Origin of the sequence: Paenibacillus elgii NBRC 100335 (genome assembly GCF_004000865.1) — a bacterium.
GTDB lineage: Bacteria > Bacillota > Bacilli > Paenibacillales > NBRC-103111 > Paenibacillus_G > Paenibacillus_G elgii.
In genome coordinates, this window is the sequence record NZ_BIMB01000011.1 from 23,320 (window position 1) to 44,304 (window position 20,985).

A 20,985-nucleotide genomic window follows, 5' to 3' on the forward strand; every position below is an offset into this window, starting at 1 on the left:
TCGCCTTCGATTCGGCCAACAGCCGGGAGGGCGATCCTTCCTTTTATCCATGCTTGCCGGATGGCTAGAAACGTTCCTCAACGGTCGTGGTCAAGCGAATCGACCCGTCGTCTTTTCCAAGCTCCGCTTTCCAGCCTGTCGCTTCGCCAAGAATGTCAATCGGCACCATGACCCGCCCGTCCTGCATGACGGTCGGAGCCCCTCCGGCCGATTTCTTCCTGCCGTTGACTTCCGCTTGATCCGAGCCGACGGGGAAGGACGCCTGGTTGCCACCCCAAGCTAACCGCGTCGTACTCGTCGCCGCGTCCCACGTCACCGTGGCGCCGGCGGCTTCTGCGACAACCCGCAGTGGAATATAGACGACGCCCTCCCGAAGCGCGGGAGAGACGTCCATTCGGATCGTCTGGCCGTTCACGGTCAGCTCCTTAACGCCAATTTGCATCGTCACAGTTTTCTGTACGGATGCCGGAGCGTCCGGGAACCGGTCAGGGTACTGATCCGAGATTTCCTGCGCCAGCAGGTCGGCTAGCGGAGACATCTGAGCATAGGCTGTCTCCGTACGTTCATAAGCGGCTGCGTACTCGCCCAGCGCACTATGGTCGAGGGCCATAGTCATTTGCCCGATCTGCGTGCTCAGACCGTTCAGCAACTCCGGCTTGCTCCCGTGCTGCGGGTTCGCATCCGTGAAAAATTGCGCCAGCTCCGCTTGAGCCTTCTCCAGATTGCCCGCTGCGATTGTCCGCGCTGACTCGTCTTTGGATGCTGCCGCCTTGGCGTAATCCAAAATATAGCGGGTACGGGAAGTCCATGCCGTATGAAACGATGTGCCGGCCGTCTCCCCGTAGACCGAAGCGATGGCGGCGGCCAAATCCACCGCATTCTCATTCAGCGCCGTAGCCGCCTGATCGAAGTCGAAGTCGCTTGCGCCGTCGATGCTTTTCTGCATCGCAAATGCGGCTGTCAGCGCATGCTCGCCAAGCAAGCGGCCGAGCGCCGAGCGCAAATCGGCCTTGCGGGTCTTCATGCCGGACGCGTCGAACCGGTCAGGCGATTGCGCAGCCATGCCCGCCGCCAGCAGATCGGCGCTCGCCACTGCGTGGGCGTAAGCTTCGCGCATCGCTTTATACGCTGCCGCGTCATTTTTGTCCGTGTAGGCATCGAATGCTTGAAGCATCAGATCGGTATGCCGCTTCGTTCCTTCTTCCAGCCCCGCTGCTCCCAGATCCGGAAGGAGCCTTGCCCAAAACAGCGCCAGCTCCTTATCGTAGGCCTCCAAGCCGTTCGCCGCCTGCGTCCGTGTCGTCTCTTCACCTGCCGCAGCCGCTTGCGCATAGTTCAGCAAAGCCTCGACATACGACGACCAAAGCGGCTCGAAGGTTTTGGCGGCCTCTTCCCCGTATGTCGACCGCAGCGTAGCTGCCAGCCGTTCGGTATTTTTCCCGAGCAGCACAGCAGCTTGTTCATGATCAGCCGCGCCGTCGTACCGTTTTTGCATCGCGAAAACAGCCAGCAGCGCATGCTCGCCAAGCAAAGCGTCCATTCGGACCCGCAGCTCTGCCGCGGCCTCCCGCGCCGATCCGGCTTGCGCGCCTGCTGTGCACGGTATCAGCAGAACGAGGCACAGCCCCAGCAGAGCCAGCTTACCTTTTAAGCGCATCATGGATCGTCCTCCCCCTGGTGTCTTTTTAAGTTAAGAACCTTTACCCCGCGCTTTCCGGTTTGAAACCGATCTTGCATGTTCAGACAAGCACCCGAATATACTCGTACAAACGAACCGAAACCGAAGGGGATGCCGATGACCAAGGTATATGTGCTGAGCCAAAAGGGACTGAAGGGATTGAAAATCGGAGCCGCCGCCGTGCTGCTGGCCGGTGCCGCGCTGCTCTTCTGGGAACGCGAAACGATCCGGGCCGCGATAAGCCCTTCCGGACCCGAACGGACGATCCAGCTCGTGACCGGCGAGTTCAAATCGACGACATCGGACGGCAAAACGATCGAAGCTTACCGCTGGGACCCGGGAACGATCTATATGAAGAAAGGCGAGCGCATCCGGCTCAGCATCTACGGCGTCAACGGCGCCAGCCATCCTTTTATCATCGAGGGTCTTAACATCAAAGGGGAGGTAAAAAAAGGAAAAGAAACCGTCATTTCCTTCCGCGCCTCCAACCCGGGCGTCTACCGGATTATCTGCTTGACCCATCCCGATACGGCGCACAACGGACCGATGGTCGGTTACCTGGTCATCGACGAGTAGACGCCGCCCCTTTTCCAAAATCCGCCGTCGGCAGTACCCGCCCGCTCTTCTTCCGCATAGCATAATGGCAGGAAGGAGATGCCGCTATCGATGAATCCAGCAAACCAAATGAAGCACAGTCGGCCTTACCCGTCCGCCCGGCAAATTCGCCGTACCTGCAGCCGGGAGCTGTACCGCGCCCGCAAAAAGCTGGGACGTTACATCCCTCAGCCAGCGGTAGCGCAGGCGGAGGAGCTGTATTACAAAAAGGTGCTGCTGAACCTGCCTTATATTTCGGAGCACGCGGACAACCGCAAGGTGCTGGCTGATTGGTTCGACGAGAACGTCTGCGGCGAAGTGGCCGCCTTGTGGGAAGTGGAATCGGACGCTTTGGCCAAAGCGTTCCGGGACTCGTTCGGGGGCTGATGCCAAACGGGTCCCTCTTTTTTTATCCGCCCGGCAGCAAGATTGCATAACCGTCCCTCGGAAGACAAACAATACCTTTGTTTACCTGAAAAGGAGGTACGAAGGGAATGGATGTCGTAATTCGCAGCGGACGGGGAATCGGACTGCTGGCCGTCCTCTTGACGCTCCTGATCGCGGGATGCGGCGAGGAAAAACCGGTCAAAGTCGGGATAGAGAGCAATTTCCGCCCGTTCACGTATACCGAGGACGGAGAGAACAAGGGGTTCGAAGTGGAGCTGTGGAAAGCGATCGCGCAAAAAGCGAACCTGCCATACGAGCTAGTTCCGATGACGCAAGGGGAGCTGAGCAAAGCCGTAAAATCCGGCCAAGTGGACATGGCGATCGCGGGGATGACCGTCAATAAAGCCCGCAAGGATAATTTTGCTTTCTCCGATCCGTATTTTCAGACCGGGCTGGTCCTGCTTACCGCTTCGGACAACGAAGAGATCAAGAGCAAGGACGATCTGAAAGAAAAAGTCATCGGAACCAAGAGCGGCTCGACTTCTTATATTTATGCCGGCGGAATCCAAGGCACCAAAGAGATCCGGGGCTATCCCGACATCTCGGATGCTTACACCGACTTGAAAAATAAAAAGCTGGACGCAGTCATTTTCGACGAGCGCAACGTTCACCATTTCCTGCAAAACGACGGGGAAGGCAAAGTGAAGATGGTCGGGGAAGTACTGAACAAAGAAAGCTACGCCATTGTCACGAAAAAGAAAAACAAGCATCTCGGAAGAATCAACGGCGCAATCGAAGCTCTAAGCAAAGACGGAACGTACGAGGCGTTATACGTGAAGTGGTTCGGCAGCAAGCCTAAGAAGCTGCCGGGCCAGTAGTCCTTTCAGGCCGCGAACCGCGGCCTTTCTCATTTATAATTCGAAAGCCAGCGCTTCGATCCGGTCCGACGGGTACACATGAGTGCCCGGGGCACCGCGGAGCGCCGCTTCGAGCATGCCCTTGGCCACCGTTCGCGCGGCGATCGGCTTGTACGGCCGCAGCGGTCCGCGCATGGCAAAACCGGCGACTCGGGACAGAAGCGCAGCCATGCGCTCCCCGAAGCGGACCTCTTCCCGCTCGCCGAGCAGCAGCGAAGGACGGAAAATATGCAGCGACGGCAGCCCGAGCGCTCGGAGCCCTTCTTCGGCTTCGCCTTTGACCCGGCTGTAAAAAAAGGCCGACTGCTTGTCCGCCCCGATGGCCGTGACAATGAGAAATTGCGCGGCGCCCGAGACGGACGCCAGCCGGCCGAGCTCCATCGGATAGCCGTAATCGACCTTGCGGAACTGCTCCTGCGTCTTCGCTTTCTTGATCGTCGTCCCGAGGGCGCAGAACACGTCAGCGCCCTCGAAGCCGCCAGCCGCCTCGTCAGCCAAACGGTCGAAGGAAATGACATGCTGTTCGAGCTTCGGATGCCGGATTCCCGAGTTGCTCCGGACCAACGTGACCACCCGGTCGTATGCGGGGTGCTCAAGAAGCAAGCTTACCAGCTCGCGCCCGACAAGACCTGTGCTCCCTGCAACGATGGCATGCTTGGCCATAGTTTCGCCTCGCCTTCCTATGGTTATCGAATTGCAGCAACAAAACCGGCAGCCCCTCGGCTGTAGCACCGGCGCCTCCAAGAGCAATGACCCCAGTATATGCAGGCTTTCGCCCGGAGGTGAAAAGGCAGGTCCCGCTCCTGAACACACCGGTGGCCAATCAGCCGTCTCCCGGCGGTCCGGCTTCCCATTCGACCCGGTTGCGGCCAAGCTGCTTGGCCCGGTATAGCGCTTTGTCCCCTTCTTCGATCATTTGCTCCAGCAGCACTTTCGCGTCCGCCCCTTCGGCCAGACCTGTGCACGCTGCGCCGCCGATGCTGACCGTCAGCGCGATACGTATGCCATCCGCTTCGTAAAGCTCCGCAGCTATCGCCCGGCGAATCGTCTCCGCCAAGGCTTTGGCCTGCACGGCCTCCAAGCGCAGCGCAAGCACCATAAATTCTTCTCCGCCGTACCGCGCGGCCAGTTCGTCGCCTCCCGTCTGCCTCTGAAGCACTCCCGCTACATGCCTCAGCACCCGGTCTCCGACCAAATGGCCGTGCGTGTCGTTGACCTGCTTAAAATAATCGATATCGATTAATAGCACCGAGCACGGATACCCCTCTTCCAAGGTCCGAAGGAGCCGAAGACTGCCGTTCTGCATCATATAGCGGCGGTTGTACAATTCGGTGAGCGGATCGATCATTGCTGACTCCTCAAGCAGCTTGACCGTCGTTTTCAGCTTACGGCTCATCAGGTTGTACGTATCGCACAGCTCCTGAAGCTCGGCAGGGGCATGCTTGAAGACGGCCGGGTCGATGCGGTATCCATATTGCCCTTCCTTGATGATGCGGGTGCCCTGTAGCAAAAATTCAAGCGGACGTTCGATCCGTCGCGTGAGAATAACGATACCGCTGAAGCTCAGGACCAGCGTAGCCAACGTTATAGCAATGAAAACAAACATCAGCCCGTACAAATTCGCATACAGTTCCTTCTCGCTCACTTCGCCCACCAGAAGCCAGCGGTGGCCGGCTATCCACTGATACGAACCGAACACGCTGTCTCCCTTGTAGTTGGCATACGCCTCCTTCGAGACCGACTGTATCGCTGCCCGGCGCGTAATTTCCGTCGAGATCGGCCGCGGGTTTGAGCGTACGTCGTCGATAAAACGCGGCTTCGTCACCGGCACGCCGACCCGGTCGAGGAGATAAAAATCCGCCGTCTCCCCGGTATTCAGGGAACCTACCACACGTTGAATCGTTTCCAGCTTGACCGAGCCGAGCAGCAGCCCGCTCCATCGTCCTTCTTGGTCATAAGTCGGGGCGGAGAAAATAATGACCGGCTCGCCGGATGCTTTGCCGATGATGACATCCGACATCGACGATTTGCCCTGTTTTGCCGCCCAATAGTAATCGCGCTCGTTGACCTGAAGGCCCAGAGCCGAATACGTATCCACTTCCGTGACACCGTCAGCGTTCACATAGGATAGCGAAGCAAAGTCTCTCTGCAATATGGTGAAATCGCGGAAGATTGCCTCCATCAAGGGTTTGTTCAGCGTTCTGACGGCCTCATCCTCAGTAAGCAGACGCATATCCAACTCCCGCTCCTGCACCCACCGGTCGATGAACAACGTCTGCAGATTCAGCTTGTCCGACAAATTGCGCAGCGCCTCCGCCTGAGCTTCCTGCTGATACAATATATAAAAGGCGATGTTGATCGAAAGCCCGAGCATGAGAATGGCCAGCGCAATCCACAGACGAAAACGCTGCTTCACCGTCCGGGGCCGCATGATGCGAATCATGGACCCTCTCCTCTCCCCCAAGTAATGTCCCCAACAAATTAACATTGTACAAACCTGTATTTTTTTTTATACTTTAGAATGCATTATTTGTTTCGGTCCGCCAATATTTGACTTGACGTCGTAAGGAGAAATTGCTCGTGGAACTGCCGTCATTCGATATGATTTTGTTTCTTGTTATTGTCGGGTTCGCCGCCGCCTTCATCGACTCCGTCGTCGGAGGAGGAGGGCTTATCGCCGTTCCCGCGCTGATGTTCACCGGACTTCCGACCAATATGGTGCTCGGAACGAACAAGCTGGGGGGAACGCTATCCTCGTTAACCAGCACCGTCTCCTTTTTATTTTCCGGCAAAATTAACGGCAAGCTGGTGCTGCTCCTGTTTCCGCTGTCCTTCATCGGATCGGCTCTCGGCACGTATACGATCCATCTGGTGCCATCCACCTTCCTGAAGCCGCTGGTGGTCGGTCTTCTGATCGTCATTCTCATCTATACGCTGCTGAAAAAAAACTGGGACGGCTCGGGACAGCAGGTCCGGTTCACGTTCGTCCGCGGGCTCGCGACGGCGGTATGCGCGTTCGCTTTAGGTTTTTACGACGGCTTTTTCGGCCCTGGCGCCGGCTCGTTCCTACTTTTTCTATTTCTGATGCTGGGCTTTGATTTCGTGGGCGCTTCGGCCAACGCCAAGGTGCTCAACTTCGCCAGCAACGTCGCTTCCTTGGCGTCGTTTTTCTGGTTAAAATCAGTGCATCTCGGCTACGGTCTGCCGATGGGCCTAGCCATGATCGCCGGCTCGATTGTCGGCTCGCAGGTTGCCATCCGTAAAGGCTCCAGGTACGTGAAGCCGCTGTTTATCGGAATTACCGCCATCTTGATCGGCAAGCAAATTTGGGATATGCTCTAAACGCCGCAGAGAGGTCGTTGCGCCTGAGGGAAACAGGCTTGCGACCTCTCTGCATAGCATTCGACATTTTCTTTCCAAATCCCTCTTTTTCTCATCCGCCAAAGACCATACAGGTGGACAGATGATCCGTCGGCCAAATCTGCCTCTTCTGATTGCTGGCCAGCTCGGCGAACGGATCGCGGACCACATGCGGATCGCTCACCGGACGATGGTCCTCCCATACGCATTCGACGCCTTTCCCGCTCGCTTCCCCCGCATACATGCGGCAGCCGCTGCAAAAAGCTTGTTTTTGTCCATCATCCAGCTTCACGACTCTATTCCGCAGACAGCAGTACACCCGGCCGTCCGAATCACTCAGATTGATATGTCTCACTTCTCTCATGTGTATGCTCCTTTCCGTTGAACACTAAAAAGGTAATACCCATTATATATTCGGACGAACCGGGATATGTGTAATTTTTAAAAAAAGTAGGTTGATCCGGAAGGAATGTTGGTCTATAATGAATTTAACCTAATTATCGTTAGTTAGGAAGGTGCTTGTTTATATGACAGTTCACAAAATCAAGGCATCCGCGCTGCGGCTCTTCGCGCAGAACAGCTACGATGCGGTGCCGCTATCGGAAATCGCCAAGGAGGTCGGGATCAAGACGCCTTCGCTCTACGCACATTTCAAGAGCAAGGAAGAGCTGTTTCTGGCCGTATACGACGATTGTCTGGCGGAGCACGCCTCCCGTGTCCGGCAATTGACCGACAAGCTAACTGGGCTCGACACGGAGCAAAAGCTGCGGACGATTCTGTATGACGTGTGCCGCACCTACTTGCTTAGCGAGGAATACTCGACCTTTCTTAAGCGGACGATGCTGTTCCCGCCGAATGCGCTGCAGGAGGTGCTGCGCGATCGGTTTGCCGCATCGGAGGAGCAGCTTACCGGGCTGCTGCAGAAGGTTTTCGAGGAGGGCATGGCTTCAGGCGTGCTGCGACACGAGCGCTCCGAGGATTTGATCGCCTCGTTCTACTGCCTGCTGGACGGTTCGTTCCTGCAGCAGTTCTATTACCGGCCCAACGACTGGGAGCATCGGTTGGCAGCCGTTTGGGGAATCTACTGGAAAGGTATTGCGGAAGACAGAACATCCTAGAGGGGAGTGGATGAGTATGGCATGGGTTTATTTGACGATTGCAGGGATTATGGAGGTCGTATGGGCGATCGGCTTAAAATATACGCAGGGCTGGACCCGGCTTTGGCCGAGCGTCGTGACGATCGCAGGGATGATTGTCAGCTTTTATTTTCTGTCTCAAGCGCTCAAGACGCTGCCGATCGGTACGGCTTATGCGATATGGACCGGCATCGGCGCGTTAGGTACGGTCATTGTGGGGATGTTTTTTCTGGGCGAGCCGCGCGATCTGCTGCGTGTCCTGTTCCTGCTGTGCATTGTCGGCGGCATCGTCGGATTGAAGGCAACGGCCTAATCTCATACGGCGTACGCCAAACGGCAAAGAGCCGCTGCTCCCAACGGAGCGGCGGCTCTATTGCTGCGTGACGGCAGTAACCGTGCGGACGGTCATGCTTCTTCCCTGATCTGGGCACAAGCCACTTCCTCTGGTGGAAATACGCTGCGGATGGCCGACACGACTTCTCTGGCCATGTTCATGACGCGGAATAAGGAAGTGCTTTGCAGGATCGCGTATTTTTGCCCGGCGTCCACGTTGACGATCCCGGCAATCGAATAGTCGCCGACGTGCGGAAGCTGCTTGCCGACCGACTTCCCCGGCTCCAGCGGGCGGTTGGACACCTGGTACCAAGCTAATGAGGCGGTCTGGCCGAGACAAGCGTCGATCGCAATCACGGTTTTCCCCTGTGGAATTTCATTCAGCCGCTCCCGCATGTTGCTTGCATCAAACGGATGGGCAAGCGTACCGACCACATGCGGGTATCCCGCTTCCTGAAGCATCGTGCCGGCCAGCGGTCCGAGGGCGTCGCCCGTCGAGCGGTCGGTGCCGATGCACAGAAATACCAAGTCTTCCGCCGTCAAGCCGCGCGTTCGAATCATGCGCAAAAAATCGGGCAGCTCGGCAGCCTTCAGCTTCTTGCGGAATAACGGCTGCGTCTGCTCATTCGTCATTGCGTTTCCCCTTTCCATTTGTTTTTATATAGTAGCATACTTCATAGGAATACCGCTTTCAATATTTGTTCCTGCGGCGTGAGACATGCTATAATTCGGACAAAGCAAGGTGAGCGCAAGTACAGCTCAGAACCGGCGGAAGGCAGGGATCAACCCGATGGGGGTCATGGACATATGGGCGCTGGCGGCGCTTGCCTACTGGCTGTTCATGCTGTGGGATACGCTGCGGGCGCGGCAATGGATGCTGAAGCTTCCCCGCTCGGAGCCGGGACAAGCGGGATGGAGAATGGGCAGAACTCCTCAGGACGGCAAAGAATCCGAAGCGCCTCTTGTCTCGATTATTATCGCAGCGAAAGAAGAGGAATCGTCCATCGTTGAAACGGTGAAGCATCTGCTCGGGCAAACGTACCCGCGGATCGAAATCATCGCCGTGAACGACCGGTCGCAGGATACGACCGGTCGCAAGCTGGACGAGCTGCGGCGGTGGTCCGAGGGACGGGCCGGCATCGCGGTGCCGCTGCGGGTCATTCACATCACGTCGCTGCCATCCGGCTGGCTTGGCAAAAATCATGCGCTGTACCAAGGCTATTTGCAGGCGCGGGGCAAATATTTGCTGTTCACGGACGCCGACGTGCAGTTCGAGCCGGGAACGGTGGAGGATGCGGTTCGCTTCCTGCAGGAGCAGCAGGCGGATCATGTGACGCTGGCGCCCCGGATGCTTGTCCGCGGCTTATGGCTTCGAACGTTCGTGCAGTATTTCTTTTTTACGCTCAGTCTGTTTGTCCGCCCTTGGCGGGGGAACGACGATTTCCAGCACCGGCACGGGATGGGAATCGGCGCCTTCAATCTGATCACAAGACAGGCGTATGAACGGATCGGCACGCACCAGGCCATCGCACTGCGGCCGGACGACGATCTTCAGCTCGGCCGGAAGGTCAAGGAAGCGCGGCTCCGGCAGCGGCTCGCCTCCGGCACGGAGCATATTGCCGTCGAATGGTATACAAGCCTTGGGGAGGCCATTCGCGGTTTGGAGAAAAACTTGTTTTCGGGCTTCGGCTACCGTTTAAGCTTCGCGGCTCTCGGCGTGCTAGGTCAGCTTGCGCTGTTCTTGTTCCCTTGGGCGGGCATGCTGCTTCTGTCCGGCCCGGCAGCCTGGGGCTTCGCGCTGTCGGTCGCGCTGATGCTCGCCGTCTATTTTCTGCTTATTCGCTCGATCACCGGAAAAAGCGGATTCGAGGCGCTGCTGATGCCGCTGAGCGTCGTTCTGTTATGTTATATCGTCACCCGTTCGGTCTGGCTGACCTTGAAGCAAGGCGGGATTTATTGGAGGGGCACCTTCTATTCCTTGAAGGAGCTCCGGCGTATGAAAGCCCGCGATGGTTCCGATTGATTCGCGCTAAAATGGTCAATTCGCATATTTCCCAATTTATATAAAAGGAGCTTGTCAACATGATCTTGGAAGTCATTTCCACGAGCGTGGCCGATGCAATTATTGCCGAAAAAAACGGAGCGGGACGAATCGAGCTCATTTCCGGCATCTGCGAAGGCGGCGTAACTCCAAGCTATGGACTCATCGAACAGGTTGTCGCTTCGGTCAGCATTCCCGTCAATGTCATGATTCGCCCGCACAGCAATTCGTTCTGCTACGACGAATGGGACCTCGAAACGATGCTGACGGATATTCGGACGGTACGGCGTCTCGGCGCCGCCGGAATCGTAACCGGCTGCTTGACGCCGGAACGCAAAGTGGATACGGAGCTGCTCGAGAAGCTGCTGGCCGAGGTCGGCGAATTGTCGGTCACCTTTCACCGGGCGATTGACGAGACGGACGATCTGGAGGGCACGCTGCACGTACTCGCCCAATATCCGCAAATCCACCGCGTGCTGACGTCCGGCGGCAAGCCGAGCGTGTTGGACGCCCGGGACGAGATTCTCCGGCTGCAGGCTATCGAGCTGTCGCGTCCGATCGCCATTCTTGCGGGCAGCGGCCTGAATCTCCAATCGCTGGCCTCGTTTATTCGGGATACCGGCGTAAGCGAGGTACATATGGGCACCGGCGTGCGCCGCGGGAACCGTGCGCAGGATAAAGTCGATCCCGAGCTCGTACGGGCAGCGGCGGATGTCGTCGCAGGATTTTCCAAGTAAAGGCGCTTCATGCTATTCATCACACAGCCGTGCGGCACAAGCCGGACGGCTTTTCCTATTCGACGCGCAACAATCGAATATGGCCCCGGCCTCAGAGCCTTTCTTCCCTGAACGTTCCCTCCTCTCGTACCCTCGACAAACTGCGACGACAAGAGCTATCTTTTTCGAATCAGGCTAGTTCGAAGCTACCATTTTATGAGAAGCTATTGAAAATATGAATTCCATCCTGTAGCCTTGATATAAACAGGAAAATATAGTTATTTATTCAATTATTTAGATTTTGTGAACTTTTTTTGCGATTGAACGGGTGGCCACCTTTCAATACATAACAACATGACATGACAAAACGAACTTTTTGTCGGAGGTGTTGTGTGCCATGGAAAAAAAGCTCGTGAAAGTTTTGTCGTTTGCTTTATTGCTAGGCGCCATTACGACGTCGTCGGCGTTTGCGGGAAAGGAGCAGTCGGGAGTCCTTATCCACAAGGACGCGATCGGCGGGTCCGTCCTGTCCAACATGCCCGGAGCCGTATACGCGACGCCGGAGGAGCAAGCGCTCCAAAGCCAACAAGCTTCTTTCGAAGCGCTGCTACCGGGCCTGAAGAACAACGGCTTGAATGCGGCCGCTGCAGAACGCCGCTACGACACGGAAAATAACCCTATTCTGATCGGCTACTGGAATCCGAACGAGTGCGGCAGCAACAAGAAAGACACGTATGCCCGGCATACGATCGGCGAGCTGCAAAATTCCTCCGGCAGCAAATATTTGCTCAGCTACGGCAACGCCACCTGGTATAATACGTCGGGAAAAAATGCGCTGCCTTACCGGAACGGCTCCAGCACAACGGGGCAAACTACGGTCGATGTCAAAATGAACATCAACTTCACCATCCGGGATGTGGATAAGGACAAGGCGTCGACGATCAAGCGAAACGATTTCGGTCCGAACCAATGCCCGGGCAGCCGCTACGTGAAGGTCATCGCCGACCTGGACAAAACCGTGTTTAAAGATCTCCACGGGAACACAAGCGACGGCGTGTTTTACTCCAGAACTTTGGTGCCGTTGGAAAACTGGAATCCGTAATATTTAACGGGTCGTCCGCATCTATTCAAGCATAAGCCGTTTTACGGCCGATTGCAGCTTTACCGGTGCTCCTTTCTTGAGAAATGATGGAACAGGAGCACCTTTTTTTCCGAATGGTTTACGATTATTTTCAGGCTGGGGTGGAATTATGGGGTCTAAGCAAACGGTAAACCGCTTCCATATCATCGCGTTAATTTTAATCCTTATTGTCGGTCTTTCGTGGATCGTGCACCTGTTGATCACAAGCATCCAGGGTCAGAAGAGCGCTCAAGACTATAGAGGCTGGCTTGCGGGCATTACGGCCGACGGAACGGGGAGCCTGCTTGTCGCTTATCATCCGGAGCCGGTGGAGAGCAAGACGATTTTAAAGCTGCCGAACGTGACTCCGGACAATTTCGGGGTGATCAGCTCGGACGGGACAAAAGCCGCCTATACCCAATGGAACGAGCAGCAGACGGTCAGGTATCTGGTTGTTCAATCGCTGACAAGCTCCAAGCAAAACGTATTTTTCGACAACCTCCCTGCGATGAACGAAATCAAGACGATCTCGTGGTTCCCCGATCACCGGAGGATCTTGTTTGTGAAAAGCGACCAGACCACCCATGTCGACCAGGAGATCGGCGTGTTGGATACGGGCAGCGGGAAAGTCAAGACCTTGGTCAAGGGCGGAAATTGGCTGGTCAAGCGAGCGGAAGAAGAGAACGGAGAAGAACGGATGAAGTTTTATAAGACCCAAGACGAATTGGATAAAATAGTAAAAACATACGGAGGGAAGCCGGTTCCGCTCGACGACGCCGGAGGGTATTTGATGGTCGAGTTTGCCGCGCCGGTCCTTTCCCCCGACGGGAATCGGATCGTGTACAGCGCCACGTTGAACCGCAATTATGCCAAAGGAGAAAATGTTCCGCTATGGCTGGCCTCAAGCCTGTGGGTTTATGACCTGACGAGCGGTCAAAATAATATGATCTATTCCCCTTCCGACCGTTCGGCCATCGGGAAAGCCATCTGGACGTCGGACGGCAGCCATGTTGCCTTTATCAGCTACACCGGGGCCAATGGGGAAGGCGGAGCGATTGAATATATGGACCTGGCGAGCGCGAATGTCAAAACGATTTTCCCCCCGACTGCCGAGCATCACAATAACGTGAACCTGATTGCGCTGGACCGCAACGAAATTTCCTTTATTTCCGCGCCGAAGTCGGGGAGCTTCAAGGAGGCGAAAAGGTGGATTTTGAACCCGGAAACGGGAGAAAAGCGGTTGATGCCGGTCCAACTCAAGGGGCAGAACGCGCTGCTGCGAAATTTTTCGAACGTACAGTAGGGTAGTTTTAAAAAAACACTAGGCGCTGAAAGCCCCTCTGCCGGGCTTTCAGCCGATCACGCCGGAGCCCTTCCCGAGAAGGCCGGCTTATTTCCGTTACTCCTTCACAGCTCCCGCGCTCAAGCCGGACTCGACCTTTTCCTGAAACAGCAAATAGATGACAATGGTCGGAATGATCGTGAGTATGATGCCCGCGAACGTCGGGCCCATCTGCGAGCTGCCCCGTTCCCCTACGAAGGACATCAGCGCCATCGAAATGTTGAACATGCTCCGGTCATTGACCATAATGACGTTCCATATCAAATCGTTATAAATATCAAAGAAGGCCAGAATTCCCGCCGTCGAGATGGCCGGCATGGACAAGGGCGCCAAGATCCGGAACAGCAGCGTCGCCGGGCCGCAGCCGTCCATGACCGCCGATTCGTCGATTTCCTTGTTAATTCCTTTCATAAAGCCGGTAATTAAAAATATCGTGAGCGGCAGTTGAAATGTCGCGTACAGCACGATCATGACAAGATAGTTGTTAAAGCCGTTGAACGAGCCGATCATCCGGGAAATCGGAATGACGAGGGAATAGACGGGGATCATCAGCCCCATGATGAAATAAATATATAAAGCGCCGTTCCACCTCAGCGAGATCCGGGTCAGGATGAACGATGCCATGGTTCCCAAGACCAAGGTCAAAAGCGTGCCTGCGATCGCATAAATGAAGGAGTTCCATACGGCTTTATCAATGTGTGCGGTGGCAAAAGCGAGCTTGTAGTTGCTCCAGCGCCATACCTCGGGCAGCGAAAAGACGTTATTGTATATTTCCAGATTGTCCTTGAGTGAAGAAATCACCGAAAAAAACAACGGATACATAAAAATAACCGCGCAAAGCGTAGAAAACAAATATGCCGGAATTTTATACGAGCGAAGCGTCATGTTCCATTTCACCTGCCTTTATTTCATCGTCTTCGTGTTCATCAGCTTGTTGAGTACGACCGTGGATAAGAGTGCCGCCACGATAATGAAGGTGCCGATGGCATTGCCCATCCCGAAATTGTTGTATTTAAAGGACTCGTAATAGAGCAGCGTGGTTGGCACATCCGTGGCGCCGTTCGGCCCTCCGCCGGTCATGACGAAAATTTGCCCGAACACGCGAAGCGACTGCGTCACGGCAAGAATCGAGAAAATTTTCAGCGTCTCCTTCATCATCGGCACGGTAATGTACCATAGTCTTTTGAAGCCGACCGCTCCGTCCATAGCCGCCGCCTCGTACAGTTGCTCCGGAATCGCCACCATGCCGCTGGCGAAAATGATCATGTTCAGCCCGCAGTAAATCCAGGCGTTGACCACCACAACGACGTAGATGGCAATGGCCGGTTCGCCGAGCCAATCGTGGGTCAGCGAGCTGGCGCCGATCGCCGAGAGCACCATGTTGACGAGGCCGCCCTCCCCTTTGAGCAAAAACTGCCACATCAGGCCGACGGCCGTGAGCGGGAGCACGGAAGGCATAAAGAAGGCGATCTTGAAAAAGCGTCTTCCCTTCATCTTGCTGGTGACGATATGCGCCAGCGCGAACGCGACCGGCAAAATCAGCACGAACGAAGCTAAGATAAACACGCCGATATTTTTGAGCGAACGGTAAAATTCAGGCTTTTGAAACATGGCGCTGTAGTTTTGCAGCCCGACATATTCCAAGGCGACGTTCTTGATGCCGTTCCAGCTAAAAAAGGACATGTAAGCCGTCTGAAAGATCGGCACGATGAACGCCAGCGTATATAACAAGAGCGCCGGCAGCAAAAAAACGGCTGCGATCAAATAAGGCTTTCGGCCGACCATGTTGTTCCCCTCCTCAGGGCTTTCCTTAGGAAAGCCGGAGCTTGTCAAGAAAGATGGAAAAACAGGTAATAGAGGTTATGAGGGGACGGGGTATCTACTTCCGGTCGCTCTTGTCTGCAGGAAATCTTAATTGGAAGCTGCTTAGCAGCGGATATTTCCCGCAGACAAAGGCGAACGCTATCGCTCCTCCAGTAGATACCCCATCTCCGCATGTATCTCTATTCTTGTCAAAACCACTTTCTTGACAGCCTGAAGCTTTCCATCGGAAAGCTTGCTTCTCATTATTGCTTCCTTTTCCGCGAGGAAAACTAGCTTTTGTAGTTCAACAATTCTCCAATAATAGCAGGTGGGGTATATCCCGGAAGAGTGCAACGTCCGCCTTTGAACCCCGCGAAAACACCTCTACTTTTAATCAAACTTTCGCGGGTAAATTAGGGGTCCCCGGAAAGTAATCGGAATAAGCTTCGAAGGTCTCCCTTCACTTTCCGGGGGAGGGCAGCGGCTGGAGGGATATACCCCACCGGTCTATGACGGAAAATTTAAAACGCGAAGCTGGTTTTCCGCCCTACCTACTTCTTGTCGAATCGACAAAGCTCTGAATCGTATCCGCCGTCTTTTGCGGAGGGTTGCCGGCGAACATGCCTTGGACTTCGTTGCGCACCTTGTCCTGCAGCTGCATGATCGGACTGTACTCCTCGATCTCGCCTTTGAAGTCTTTCGCGGCGCTTTGCGCCTTGACGTACTCTGCGGTGACCGGATCGACCGGAGCCGAGCCCGAATCCATTTTGACCGGATAGACGCCGCCCTTCGTTTCCTGGAGGAAATACTTGAACGCATCGACGGAAGTCAGGAACTTCAGCAGCTTGATCGTAGCGTCTTTTTTCGCGCCAGTGATTTCTTTGGAGACGGAATAACCGCCCGCTCCGCCGAACCAGTTGTCCTTGAATTCCGGCTTGTCTTTGTAGCCCGGGAACGGGATAACCCCGATTTTGTCGGCAATCGGAGAAGCGGCGATGGAGGAAATCGCCCAGACGCCTTCGAACATCATCGCGCTCTTGCCGCCGAGGAACATGCTCGTGATCGCGTTGCCGTCGGTTGTGACCATGTTTTTGCCGAAGATGCCTTTATCCTGCCAATTTTTCATCGTTTGCAGCAAGGAAACCATATCGGGATCGTTCCATTTCGCTTTGCCGCCCATCAAGTCTTCCGTTTTCTGGAAGCCGTATTTTTTCAGCGCCAGATTCGTCAGCAGGTGGCCTCCACGGAAGTTGTCTTTATCGGCCATCGCCATCGGTACAACATCGATCGCTTTGAATTTATCGGCGACCGCTTCGAAGTCCTCGATCGTTTTCGGCGGCTCGGCGCCGATTTTTTGGAACAGCTCTTTGTTATAATAGATCGCGACGCTGTAGAACTCGTTCGGCACGCCGTACGTTCCGGGAAGGTCTTTGTATTTCCATGTGTCGAACAGCGGCAGGAACGAGTCGGCCCACGCTTTATCTTCTTTCAGGACAGGATCGAGGTCCATCGCGATGTTTTTCGCGTAGTCTTTAAATGCCACCCCGCCGTAGTTCATCCAAATTTCCGGGACGCTGCCTGTGGCCACGGCCGTTTTGAATTTGTTGTTGAATGCCGCCTCGTCGTTCAACGATTCGTCGACTACCGTAATATCCGGGTTTTTCTCCATAAATTGCTTGAGCAGGTTCTGGAACGCTACGGACTTCGGATCGGTACCCGAGATACGCGTCAAGATGCGGATGCTGACTTTGTCGCCGCCTTTGCTGTCGCCCTTGGTACCCGTATTGCCTTGAGCGGCGTCATTCGAACCGCAGCCTGCCAGCAGGCTTGAAGCAGCGAACAGCGATGCCAGCCCTAGTGTAAGCGCTCTTTTTTTCATGTGTTAAGCAACCTCCCCATTTTATGTTTTGATCTCAACTGCTGTTTGTCTGTTCGACATAGTGTCATTATAAGGGGCGCCGCTCGCCGCATGAATGCAATATCTTTACGGCACCGGGAATATTTTTAACATTCCGTGAACATTCCATGCAAAAAAAGACCGCACCCGTTCGCACAGCGGCACAACGGGGCCGTCTTCGACAAAATCATTCGCGGGAATCGCTCCCGGTAAACCGGGAAGGCGGCACGCTGAAATGCTTTTTAAAGCATTTGCTGAAATAATGCGGGTCTTTGTAGCCGACGGATTCGGAGACGAACAGCAAATTTTTGCATCCGTTCTCCATCATTTCCTTGGCCTTGTTGAGCCGCCGCCTCGTCATGTACTCCACGACCGAATAGCCCGTCTCGTTCTTGAAAATACGGCTCAAATAGCTCGGATGAATAAAAATGCTTTTGGCAATCGCGTTCAAGTCGAGGTCCGGGTCGGCATATTGCCCGTCGATAAACTGCTTGGCCTTATCCACGAGCTTGGCCGGCGTCGACTGCTTCAAGCTGTGCGTCTGCTCTAGCACCCGTCCGAACAGCGCCGCTGCCCAATCCGCGATCTCCTCCATCCGCTCCAGCTCGTCGACCAGCCGCACCGGATTGAACGTATCGCCCCCGTAAAACGTCATATCCAGCTTGCTCTCCGCGGCGTACAGATTCAGCGTCGCCACAAGCTCGTAGACGGTCATGTACAGCGTATCCAATGACAGCTTTTGCCGCACGATCCCCTCCAGCCATTGGCGCAGCTCGTGCTCCACCGCTGCCTTGTTGCCCAGCCTGAGCTGGACCATCAGCGTCTCCCGGATAAAGGACAGGTCCGCTTTCAGCGCAGGCTTCGGCAAGCGCTCGAACGGGATTACCCGGTCGCCGCCGAGGATAGTACGATGCTTGCACGCCAGGACCGCCTCCTTATACGACTGCGGAATACCGCCGGGGCCTTGCGCGATATGGCCGATGCCGGCCGTCACGGTAAACTTCAAAAACCGTCGTACCGCTTCCACCGCTTCCGCGCCCCGCCGCTCCAGCCACTCCTTCTCCCGGCTGTTGCCATCATGCGGATGCACCAGCAGCACCGTCCGGTCGTCGTCATCCAGCGTCAGCTCGCACGGCCGAAGCCCGCCGAACAGCTCGCCGACGATATTGAATACGGCGAATCGCTTCCAGGGCGGCTGCTCCTTCCCGTCTCCCGGAGATTTGTCGATGGAGAACACCATGGCAAGCAGCGCATCGTCCCGCAGATTCGGGCAAAACTGCCGCCATTTGTCCGGGCTGTGCTCGGGTCCGCCGGGTCCGGTGCCGTCCAGCAAGCTTTGGATGAAGGTCCGGCGCAAAATCGTGTTGCTTTCCCGGACGCTCTGCCTGAAATCCTCCTGCTGCGAATGCCGCGCCATATCTTCCCGAATCTTGGCCGACATCGCGGTTAACACCTGCGTCAGCTCCTCCATGTTGACCGGCTTCAGCAAATAATCGGACACGCCTGCCTGCAAAGCCGTTCTTGCATAGTCGAAGCTCCCGTAGCCGGTAAGGATGATGATGCGAAGCTCGGGAAACCGGTGCTGCGCCGCCTTTGCGAACGCCAGGCCGTCCACGATCGGCATGTTAATGTCGACGATCGCCAGCCGGATCGGCGCATGCTCAAGCAGCAGCAGCGCCTCCTCCCCGTTTTCGGCCTCCCCGGCGATCTCGAAACCGAGCTCCTGCCAATCGACACCGACCTTCAGCCGTTCCCGGATCAAATATTCATCATCGACGATCATCGCTTGAATCATGCGGTATCCCCCCGTTCTCGATCGCCGGCAGCGTCATGCGTACGGTCGTTCCTTCCCCGGGCACGCTGTCGATCTCCAACCCGTATTCGGAACCGAAATAAAGCTTGATTCGCTCGTCGGTGCTCTTCAGCCCGAAGCTTTTTGTTCGGTAATGCCCGGGGTTCGGCTTCAAAATTTGCCGCAGCCGCTGCGGCGTAATGCCCGTACCGTTATCGCTCACCTCGATCCGCACCTTGCCGTCCAGAACATAAGCTTGGATGCGGATCAGTCCTTTTCCCCTTTTATTTCGAAGCCCGTGATTGATCGAATTTTCCACAATCGGCTGCAGCAGCAGCTTGATCGTCGAGTACTTGTACACGTTGTCGTCGATCTCGAAACGGGAATCCAGCCGGTCGCCGTAGCGCACCTTCAAAATTTCCAAGTACGTTTGCGTAATGATGATTTCATCTTCCATGGAGATGATATGGCTGCCCTTGCTGAGTACACCCCGGTAAAACAGCGCCAGCTGATTGACAATGTTCACGATATCCGCGTTCCGCTTCAAATCGGCAAGCGCGCAGATGCTCTCCAGCGTGTTGTACAAAAAGTGCGGATTAATTTGCGACTGCATGACGGCGAGCTCGTACTCTTTTTTCTTCTTCTGCTCTTCTACCATGTTTTCCATGAGCGTTTTGGTGCGGACGACCATTTTGTTAAACTCTCTGGCCAGGGCGCCGATCTCGTCGCGCTCCTTCAGCTCGAGCCAGACATCGAGGTTGCCCTCCTGTACGCTCTTGACCGTCTTCTTGATCTGATTCAGCGGCCTCGTAATCGATCTGGCGATAAGAATGGTCAGGATGATGGCCGAAACGACAAAAATGAGGCTTAAATAAAAGGTTTTTTCCATCAAAATCTGGTTATCGCGGGTAATCTCCTTAATCGGCACGATTCCGACAATAATCCAGTTCAATCGCGGATAGGTGCGGGCCACGACCAGATTGTCCTCGCCGTTCAAGCTGAACGTCCGGCCGCCCTCATGCCCGATCACCCAGGAATAATACGGCTCCTGCCCGATGGAAGCGTAAAGTCGGCTTTTGTCGCTGTGCGAAGCGATCGTGCCCTGCTTGTTGACGATAAAAATTTCGCCGCTGTGCCCGATATTGATATGAGCGTATTGATCGGCAATGTACCGCTCGTCGATAGATAGTTGGATTACTCCAAGGGGACTCCCGTCCTTGGCGGTGTTGAATTTCTGAAGGAGCGAGACGACGGGGTGAGCCCCCCCTTCCTTCTCGTAGTTGCTTTTGGCCGTATCCTTCCATACGGGTCCGTAAGTCGAACCTGAGAATGCCCGGACATATTCGTCGTTGACGTTCCGGACGTTCTTGAGCCCGCCGGAATCGTACAGGTGGCCGTTGCGGTCGTAGATGAGCATACCGTCAACGAACGTCTTGGAATCGACGATATCGGCGAGGGCATTCGAAACCTCAACCGATCGGTTATAATTTTCCAGCGGGTCGGAGGTGGGCGGAGCGCTCAGGTAGCGCTGTACGCTGTTGTTCGTAATCGCGATTTTGGAGTAGTTTTCCGAGTTGTCGAGGATGATCTCCAGCTTCTCCGAGACCAGCCGCAAATTTTGCTCCGTATTCTCGATCGCTTTGTCGATCAGTATAGCGGACGAGACACGGTACGTAAAAACGGACAGCAAAATCAGCAGCAAGGACAGGACGGTCATAAACGAGCGCGTGATCTTTTTATTGACGGAAAGCGAGTAATAATAGTCCAGTACGCGGTTTTTCATAGCTGTCAGCAAGCCCCGTCACCTCTCCCGCAGTAAGCGCTATCAGAGTTTCATTATAGGACAAAACGGAGGTGCATTGGAACACC

The 20,985-nt window shown here is 55.3% G+C and carries 20 protein-coding genes; 10 read left to right on the top strand and 10 right to left on the bottom strand.

Annotated elements, in window-relative coordinates; translation table 11 throughout:
* Window positions 1–64: 64 nt before the first annotated feature.
* Entirely contained in the window at window positions 65–1,660 is a 1,596-nt protein-coding gene (locus PEL01S_RS10715; RefSeq protein ID WP_127460291.1) for a copper amine oxidase N-terminal domain-containing protein, read from the bottom strand.
* Window positions 1,661–1,795: 135 nt separating this feature from the next.
* Between PEL01S_RS10715 and PEL01S_RS10720 the strand changes: the two genes are divergently transcribed.
* The 3 genes from PEL01S_RS10720 to PEL01S_RS10730 all read left to right on the top strand — a co-directional run bounded on the left by PEL01S_RS10720 (window position 1,796) and on the right by PEL01S_RS10730 (window position 3,537).
* Entirely contained in the window at window positions 1,796–2,254 is a 459-nt protein-coding gene (locus tag PEL01S_RS10720; RefSeq protein ID WP_127460292.1) for a cupredoxin domain-containing protein, read from the top strand.
* 90 nt (window positions 2,255–2,344) lie between these two features.
* Window positions 2,345–2,659, top strand: coding sequence for a hypothetical protein (locus tag PEL01S_RS10725; RefSeq protein ID WP_010499169.1), 315 nt, complete (start codon window positions 2,345–2,347; stop codon window positions 2,657–2,659).
* A 107-nt stretch (window positions 2,660–2,766) separates the two neighbouring features.
* Entirely contained in the window at window positions 2,767–3,537 is a 771-nt protein-coding gene (locus tag PEL01S_RS10730; RefSeq protein ID WP_127460293.1) for a substrate-binding periplasmic protein, read from the top strand.
* A 33-nt stretch (window positions 3,538–3,570) separates the two neighbouring features.
* On the opposite strand, the gene PEL01S_RS10735 is transcribed toward PEL01S_RS10730, so the two are convergent.
* The gene (locus tag PEL01S_RS10735) at window positions 3,571–4,239 is read right to left on the bottom strand and encodes an oxidoreductase (RefSeq protein WP_127460294.1); all 669 of its coding nucleotides are present in this window, start codon (window positions 4,237–4,239) and stop codon (window positions 3,571–3,573) included.
* 160 nt (window positions 4,240–4,399) lie between these two features.
* Window positions 4,400–6,019 carry a sensor domain-containing diguanylate cyclase gene (locus PEL01S_RS10740; RefSeq protein ID WP_163767995.1) on the bottom strand — a complete coding sequence of 540 codons (1,620 nt, stop codon included), beginning with the start codon at window positions 6,017–6,019 and terminating at the stop codon, window positions 4,400–4,402.
* A 137-nt stretch (window positions 6,020–6,156) separates the two neighbouring features.
* On the opposite strand from PEL01S_RS10740, the gene PEL01S_RS10745 reads away from it, so the two are divergent.
* A complete protein-coding gene (locus PEL01S_RS10745) occupies window positions 6,157–6,918 on the top strand; it encodes a sulfite exporter TauE/SafE family protein (protein WP_127460296.1) in 762 nt (253 codons plus the stop codon).
* A 91-nt stretch (window positions 6,919–7,009) separates the two neighbouring features.
* On the opposite strand, the gene PEL01S_RS10750 is transcribed toward PEL01S_RS10745, so the two are convergent.
* Complete coding sequence (locus PEL01S_RS10750) at window positions 7,010–7,300, bottom strand: hypothetical protein (protein ID WP_010499162.1); 291 nt, start codon at window positions 7,298–7,300, stop codon at window positions 7,010–7,012.
* A gap of 163 nt (window positions 7,301–7,463) precedes the next feature.
* On the opposite strand from PEL01S_RS10750, the gene PEL01S_RS10755 reads away from it, so the two are divergent.
* On the top strand, window positions 7,464–8,054 hold the full coding sequence (locus PEL01S_RS10755) for a TetR/AcrR family transcriptional regulator (protein WP_127460297.1): 591 nt from the start codon (window positions 7,464–7,466) through the stop codon (window positions 8,052–8,054).
* Between the two features lie 16 nt (window positions 8,055–8,070).
* Window positions 8,071–8,385, top strand: a complete 315-nt coding sequence (gene sugE, locus PEL01S_RS10760) for a quaternary ammonium compound efflux SMR transporter SugE (RefSeq protein WP_010499159.1) — start codon at window positions 8,071–8,073, stop codon at window positions 8,383–8,385.
* A 92-nt stretch (window positions 8,386–8,477) separates the two neighbouring features.
* On the opposite strand, the gene yyaC is transcribed toward sugE, so the two are convergent.
* Entirely contained in the window at window positions 8,478–9,038 is a 561-nt protein-coding gene (gene yyaC / locus PEL01S_RS10765; RefSeq protein WP_127460298.1) for a spore protease YyaC, read from the bottom strand.
* Between the two features lie 157 nt (window positions 9,039–9,195).
* Between yyaC and PEL01S_RS10770 the strand changes: the two genes are divergently transcribed.
* From PEL01S_RS10770 to PEL01S_RS10785, 4 genes are all read left to right on the top strand, one after another.
* A complete protein-coding gene (locus PEL01S_RS10770; RefSeq protein ID WP_127460379.1) occupies window positions 9,196–10,428 on the top strand; it encodes a glycosyltransferase family 2 protein in 1,233 nt (410 codons plus the stop codon).
* A gap of 59 nt (window positions 10,429–10,487) precedes the next feature.
* Window positions 10,488–11,183, top strand: coding sequence for a copper homeostasis protein CutC (locus PEL01S_RS10775; protein ID WP_127460299.1), 696 nt, complete (start codon window positions 10,488–10,490; stop codon window positions 11,181–11,183).
* A 376-nt stretch (window positions 11,184–11,559) separates the two neighbouring features.
* Window positions 11,560–12,264 carry a hypothetical protein gene (locus PEL01S_RS10780; RefSeq protein ID WP_063180184.1) on the top strand — a complete coding sequence of 235 codons (705 nt, stop codon included), beginning with the start codon at window positions 11,560–11,562 and terminating at the stop codon, window positions 12,262–12,264.
* Between the two features lie 148 nt (window positions 12,265–12,412).
* Window positions 12,413–13,585: a TolB family protein gene (locus PEL01S_RS10785; protein WP_127460300.1), complete on the top strand. Its 1,173-nt coding sequence runs from the start codon at window positions 12,413–12,415 to the stop codon at window positions 13,583–13,585.
* A 96-nt stretch (window positions 13,586–13,681) separates the two neighbouring features.
* Here PEL01S_RS10785 and PEL01S_RS10790 read toward each other — a convergent pair whose 3' ends face one another.
* The 5 genes from PEL01S_RS10790 to PEL01S_RS10810 form a co-directional block, all read right to left on the bottom strand.
* Window positions 13,682–14,509: a carbohydrate ABC transporter permease gene (locus PEL01S_RS10790; protein ID WP_127460301.1), complete on the bottom strand. Its 828-nt coding sequence runs from the start codon at window positions 14,507–14,509 to the stop codon at window positions 13,682–13,684.
* A gap of 18 nt (window positions 14,510–14,527) precedes the next feature.
* On the bottom strand, window positions 14,528–15,409 hold the full coding sequence (locus tag PEL01S_RS10795) for a carbohydrate ABC transporter permease (protein ID WP_063180177.1): 882 nt from the start codon (window positions 15,407–15,409) through the stop codon (window positions 14,528–14,530).
* A gap of 565 nt (window positions 15,410–15,974) precedes the next feature.
* Window positions 15,975–17,306, bottom strand: a complete 1,332-nt coding sequence (locus PEL01S_RS10800; RefSeq protein WP_127460302.1) for an ABC transporter substrate-binding protein — start codon at window positions 17,304–17,306, stop codon at window positions 15,975–15,977.
* A gap of 205 nt (window positions 17,307–17,511) precedes the next feature.
* Window positions 17,512–19,119, bottom strand: a complete 1,608-nt coding sequence (locus PEL01S_RS10805) for a response regulator (protein ID WP_127460303.1) — start codon at window positions 19,117–19,119, stop codon at window positions 17,512–17,514.
* Window positions 19,094–20,911 carry a cache domain-containing sensor histidine kinase gene (locus tag PEL01S_RS10810; RefSeq protein WP_239551345.1) on the bottom strand — a complete coding sequence of 606 codons (1,818 nt, stop codon included), beginning with the start codon at window positions 20,909–20,911 and terminating at the stop codon, window positions 19,094–19,096. The genes PEL01S_RS10805 and PEL01S_RS10810 overlap by 26 nt, the downstream gene beginning before the upstream one ends.
* Window positions 20,912–20,985: the final 74 nt, after the last annotated feature.

What these genes read in the sequence shown, in the direction of transcription:
- PEL01S_RS10755 (WP_127460297.1), top strand. Translation starts at nt 7,464, where the DNA reads ATGACAGTTCACAAAATCAAGGCATCCGCGCTGCGGCTCTTCGCGCAG.
- PEL01S_RS10795 (WP_063180177.1), bottom strand. Translation starts at nt 15,409, where the DNA reads ATGGTCGGCCGAAAGCCTTATTTGATCGCAGCCGTTTTTTTGCTGCCG.
- sugE (WP_010499159.1), top strand. Translation starts at nt 8,071, where the DNA reads ATGGCATGGGTTTATTTGACGATTGCAGGGATTATGGAGGTCGTATGG.
- PEL01S_RS10785 (WP_127460300.1), top strand. Translation starts at nt 12,413, where the DNA reads ATGGGGTCTAAGCAAACGGTAAACCGCTTCCATATCATCGCGTTAATT.
- PEL01S_RS10740 (WP_163767995.1), bottom strand. Translation starts at nt 6,019, where the DNA reads ATGATTCGCATCATGCGGCCCCGGACGGTGAAGCAGCGTTTTCGTCTG.
- PEL01S_RS10715 (WP_127460291.1), bottom strand. Translation starts at nt 1,660, where the DNA reads ATGATGCGCTTAAAAGGTAAGCTGGCTCTGCTGGGGCTGTGCCTCGTT.
- PEL01S_RS10770 (WP_127460379.1), top strand. Translation starts at nt 9,196, where the DNA reads ATGGGGGTCATGGACATATGGGCGCTGGCGGCGCTTGCCTACTGGCTG.
- PEL01S_RS10730 (WP_127460293.1), top strand. Translation starts at nt 2,767, where the DNA reads ATGGATGTCGTAATTCGCAGCGGACGGGGAATCGGACTGCTGGCCGTC.
- PEL01S_RS10735 (WP_127460294.1), bottom strand. Translation starts at nt 4,239, where the DNA reads ATGGCCAAGCATGCCATCGTTGCAGGGAGCACAGGTCTTGTCGGGCGC.
- PEL01S_RS10750 (WP_010499162.1), bottom strand. Translation starts at nt 7,300, where the DNA reads ATGAGAGAAGTGAGACATATCAATCTGAGTGATTCGGACGGCCGGGTG.
- PEL01S_RS10800 (WP_127460302.1), bottom strand. Translation starts at nt 17,306, where the DNA reads ATGAAAAAAAGAGCGCTTACACTAGGGCTGGCATCGCTGTTCGCTGCT.
- PEL01S_RS10720 (WP_127460292.1), top strand. Translation starts at nt 1,796, where the DNA reads ATGACCAAGGTATATGTGCTGAGCCAAAAGGGACTGAAGGGATTGAAA.
- PEL01S_RS10775 (WP_127460299.1), top strand. Translation starts at nt 10,488, where the DNA reads ATGATCTTGGAAGTCATTTCCACGAGCGTGGCCGATGCAATTATTGCC.
- PEL01S_RS10805 (WP_127460303.1), bottom strand. Translation starts at nt 19,119, where the DNA reads ATGATTCAAGCGATGATCGTCGATGATGAATATTTGATCCGGGAACGG.
- PEL01S_RS10725 (WP_010499169.1), top strand. Translation starts at nt 2,345, where the DNA reads ATGAATCCAGCAAACCAAATGAAGCACAGTCGGCCTTACCCGTCCGCC.
- PEL01S_RS10780 (WP_063180184.1), top strand. Translation starts at nt 11,560, where the DNA reads ATGGAAAAAAAGCTCGTGAAAGTTTTGTCGTTTGCTTTATTGCTAGGC.
- yyaC (WP_127460298.1), bottom strand. Translation starts at nt 9,038, where the DNA reads ATGACGAATGAGCAGACGCAGCCGTTATTCCGCAAGAAGCTGAAGGCT.
- PEL01S_RS10790 (WP_127460301.1), bottom strand. Translation starts at nt 14,509, where the DNA reads ATGACGCTTCGCTCGTATAAAATTCCGGCATATTTGTTTTCTACGCTT.